Below are 3,058 nucleotides of genomic sequence, written 5' to 3' on the forward strand. Positions count from 1 at the left end.
CGCTAACATGGAAGTCCCCTCAAACAGCGGAAACCCGCCGATGCGGATTACCGCATCGGCGGGTTCAGGCGCACGTCAGCCGACAACTTCCTTCAGCGCGTCACCAAGTGCGTTGGCCTCGTCCGGGGTCATCTCAACGACGAGACGGCCACCACCCTCCAGCGGGACTCGCATGACTATGCCCCGCCCTTCCTTGGTGACCTCCAGCGGACCATCGCCCGTCCGCGGCTTCATCGCCGCCATTTTGTCTCCCCTCAGACTTACATCAGGGTCTTCAACACCACGAGCTCAGGCCCACGTGGTGCCGTTTCTCATAACATCCGACCAGCGACCGTGCAGACCCCACCGCGCATGATCGCGGCCGGGTCCGCCGTGCCGATCAAACATTTTCCCTGATGAACACCGGCAGACCCAAACCCAGCCCGGGCGGATGTGACAGCGTCTAGCATATCGTCTCCGGCGCTGTCACAATGTGCGCTCATGCGGACGCGGCCTGCACTCTTCGACCTCTTCGGTGATCACCTGCGTTCCCGCGGTGGCCGCGCGCCGATCGCCGCCCTCGTCCGGCTGCTCGCGCCCGTGGGCATCGCAGCGCCGGCGGTGCGCACCGCCGTCTCCCGGATGGTCCGGCAGGGCTGGCTGCGCCCGATGCGGCTGTCCTCCGGCGCAGGTTATTCGCTGACCCCCTTGGCGGCACGCAGGCTCGACGAAGCTTCCACGCGGATCGCACGGATCGTCCGAGCCGGCTGGGATGGCCGGTTCGACCTGATTCTTCCGTACGCGCCGGTCACGCGCCCGGAAGCCGCGATGTTGACCACTCTCGGGTACGGGCGGCTGGGCGACCACGCCTGGGTCGCGCCCCGCCCGGCCGACGAGGTCGACGCGATGCTCGCCGGCGCCCGCATCCGGTACGAGCGGTTCAGCGCCGGCCCGGTCAGCGCCGCCGACCTGGCCCGCCGCGCCTGGGACCTGTCCGGCATCGGCCGCGCCTACGAGGACTTCGTCAACGCCCAGCGCCCGCTCGTCACCGCGGTGACCGACCGCAGCAGCGACGAGGAGGCGTACGCCGCCCGCTTCGAGCTGGTGCACCAGTGGCGCGCCGCCCAGCAGCGCGACCCCCACCTCCCGCCTGCGCTGCTGCCGCCGCGCTGGCCCGGCACCAAGGCGACGCAGTTCTTCGAGCGGCACGCCGCGCGTCTGCGCCCGGCTGCGGACCGCTACGTCGAGCAGTGTCTGGTGGGGGCCGGGCGCGGCGGACGTATGTAAAGCTCTTCAGTCATGACCGATCTCCTCCTCGTCGACCGCACCGACGCCGTCGTCACCCTCACCCTCAACCGGCCGGCCGCGATGAACGCGCTGACCACCGATCTCAAAGAGGCCCTGCGCGACACACTGGGGGAGCTGGAGTCCGACCGGTCCTGCCGGGCGATCGTGCTCGCCGGGGCGGGCCGCGCGTTCTGCGCCGGCCAGGACCTCCAGGAGCACATGGAGAAGCTATCGGCCGGCAACACGAGGATCGACACGGTCAGCGCGCACTACAACCCGATCGCGCAGCGGCTGGTGAACATGCCCAAGCCGGTGATCGCGGCGGTGCGCGGGGTGGCCGCCGGGGCGGGCGCGTCGCTGACGCTGCTGGCCGACTTCCGGATCGGCGGGCCCAGCACCAGGCTGCTGATGGCCTTCGCGAACGTGGGGCTGGCCGGCGACACCGGCGTGTCGTGGTCGCTGCCGCGGCTGGTGGGCCACGCGCGGGCCCTGGAGCTGCTGCTGCTCGCCGAGCCGGTCAAGGCGGAGGCCGCGCTCGCCATGGGCCTGCTCTCCCGGCTCACCGAGGACGACGAGCAGGTGCTGCCGGTGGCGCAGGAGCTGGCCGCCCGGCTGGCCGCGGGCCCGACCGTCGCGTACGGCGCGATCAAGCGGGAGCTGTCCATCGGGGACGCCGGCACGCTCTCCGACGCGCTCGCCGCCGAGGCGCAGGCGCAGGCCATCTGCGGCGCGACGGCCGACCACAAGGCGGCGGTCGAGGCCTTCCTGGCGAAGGAGAAGCCGGTCTTCGAGGGACGGTGATATGAGCCAGGAGATATAGCCACATTCAGCGGTATGAATGTCTAGGCTTCCCCCAAGTGTCGCCCCGATCGGGCGCACAACCCTGGGGAGGATCTGGATGGCAAGGTGGCGCAATCTTCTGGGCATCGCGGTCGCGGCGGTCACCGCGGCGTCGATGGGAGCGATCGCCTCACCGGCGATGGCGGCTCCGCCCGACCCGGGCGGCGGCACGATCACCCCGCAGGTCGTCGGCGGCACCCGCGCGGCGCAGGGCGAGTTCCCGTTCATGGTGCGGCTGTCGATGGGCTGTGGTGGCGCGCTCTACACGACGTCGATCGTGCTGACCGCGGGGCACTGCGTCAGGGGGACCGGCCGGAACACGAGCATCACCGCCACGCTAGGCGTGGTCGACCTCAACTCGTCGAGCCGGGTCACCCGCCGGTCCACCTATGTGTACCGGCCGCCGGGCTACAACCAGGGCGGTGACGACTGGGCGCTGATCCGGCTCGCGTCCCCGGTCACCGGCCTGGCCACGCTGCCGATCGCGACGTCGTCGACCTACGACAACGGAACCTTCACGATCGCCGGTTGGGGTGCGGCCAGCGAGGGCGGCGGGCAGCAGCGGTACATGCTGAAGGCGACCGTGCCGTTCGTCGACGACGCCACCTGCAACGGGCGGTCGATGTACAACGGCCGCATCATCCCGGCCGAGGAGATCTGCGCCGGCTTCACCGAGGGCGGCGTGGACACCTGCCAGGGCGACTCGGGTGGCCCCATGTTCCGCCGCGACGCGAGCAACGCCTGGATCCAGGTGGGCATCGTGAGCTGGGGCGACGGATGCGCCCGCCGCAACCGCCCCGGCGTCTACACCCAGGTCAGCTACTTCTCGTCGGCGATCACCTCGGCGGCGGCGAACCTGCCCAGTTGAGGTTCGAGCTTTCCGCGGGGGTCCCGGCGCAGCGTTGCGCCGGGGCCCTCAGTCGTCCTCGTCCTCTTCTTCTGGGTCCTGGTT

4 protein-coding genes are annotated in these 3,058 nt (G+C 70.7%); 3 read left to right on the top strand and 1 reads right to left on the bottom strand.

Annotation, left to right across the window (positions count from 1 at the left end; translation table 11 throughout):
• Positions 1-75: 75 nt before the first annotated feature.
• On the bottom strand, positions 76-243 hold the full coding sequence (locus tag AB0M20_RS34940) for a DUF3117 domain-containing protein (protein ID WP_364304703.1): 168 nt from the start codon (positions 241-243) through the stop codon (positions 76-78).
• A 237-nt stretch (positions 244-480) separates the two neighbouring features.
• Here AB0M20_RS34940 and AB0M20_RS34945 point away from each other — a divergent pair, with 237 nt between their 5' ends.
• The 3 genes from AB0M20_RS34945 (at position 481) to AB0M20_RS34955 (ending at position 2,974) form a co-directional block, all read left to right on the top strand.
• Complete coding sequence (locus AB0M20_RS34945) at positions 481-1,266, top strand: PaaX family transcriptional regulator C-terminal domain-containing protein (protein WP_364304705.1); 786 nt, start codon at positions 481-483, stop codon at positions 1,264-1,266.
• A gap of 12 nt (positions 1,267-1,278) precedes the next feature.
• Positions 1,279-2,067, top strand: coding sequence for an enoyl-CoA hydratase-related protein (locus tag AB0M20_RS34950; RefSeq protein WP_364304707.1), 789 nt, complete (start codon positions 1,279-1,281; stop codon positions 2,065-2,067).
• 97 nt (positions 2,068-2,164) lie between these two features.
• The gene (locus AB0M20_RS34955) at positions 2,165-2,974 is read left to right on the top strand and encodes a serine protease (RefSeq protein WP_364304709.1); all 810 of its coding nucleotides are present in this window, start codon (positions 2,165-2,167) and stop codon (positions 2,972-2,974) included.
• Positions 2,975-3,058: the final 84 nt, after the last annotated feature.

It is taken from the genome of Actinoplanes sp. NPDC051633 (assembly GCF_040681735.1).
In the GTDB taxonomy this organism is placed as follows: domain Bacteria; phylum Actinomycetota; class Actinomycetes; order Mycobacteriales; family Micromonosporaceae; genus Actinoplanes.

Bases quoted from the DNA above. Each gene is read 5' to 3' on its own strand.
- AB0M20_RS34955 (WP_364304709.1), top strand. From the start codon at position 2,165: ATGGCAAGGTGGCGCAATCTTCTGGGCATCGCGGTCGCGGCGGTCACC.
- AB0M20_RS34940 (WP_364304703.1), bottom strand. From the start codon at position 243: ATGGCGGCGATGAAGCCGCGGACGGGCGATGGTCCGCTGGAGGTCACC.
- AB0M20_RS34945 (WP_364304705.1), top strand. From the start codon at position 481: ATGCGGACGCGGCCTGCACTCTTCGACCTCTTCGGTGATCACCTGCGT.
- AB0M20_RS34950 (WP_364304707.1), top strand. From the start codon at position 1,279: ATGACCGATCTCCTCCTCGTCGACCGCACCGACGCCGTCGTCACCCTC.